The organism is Rathayibacter tanaceti, assembly GCF_001634385.1.
In the GTDB taxonomy this organism is placed as follows: Bacteria; Actinomycetota; Actinomycetes; order Actinomycetales; family Microbacteriaceae; genus Rathayibacter; species Rathayibacter tanaceti.
Map to the genome: position 1 here is coordinate 1 of NZ_LIIN01000327.1, position 282 is coordinate 282.

Below are 282 nucleotides of genomic sequence, written 5' to 3' on the forward strand. Positions count from 1 at the left end.
GCCGTCGAGCGGATCCTCGGGGTCACCCCCGAGACGGTCACCGGCGACGAGGAGGCACGCCTGTCGTTCCGGGGTGCGGTCTCCGCCGTCGACTCGGCCCGCCCCGTGCTGGTCGTCGATCTCGGCGGCGGCTCGACCGAGCTCGTGCTCGGCGGCGCGGAGCCGGAGCAGGCGCACTCGATGGACGTCGGCAGCGTGCGCCTCACCGAGCGCCACCGCCGCGCGGCGGGCCCGAGCGACGGCGAGCGCGCGTCGATCCGCGCCGACGTCCGCGCCGCTCTG

General features: G+C 77.7%; 1 protein-coding gene. It reads left to right on the plus strand.

Features of this window, described 5'->3' with window-relative positions:
• The coding region (locus ACH61_RS15895; protein ID WP_461786702.1) for a Ppx/GppA phosphatase family protein at positions 1 to 282 on the plus strand (282 nt) is incomplete at both ends.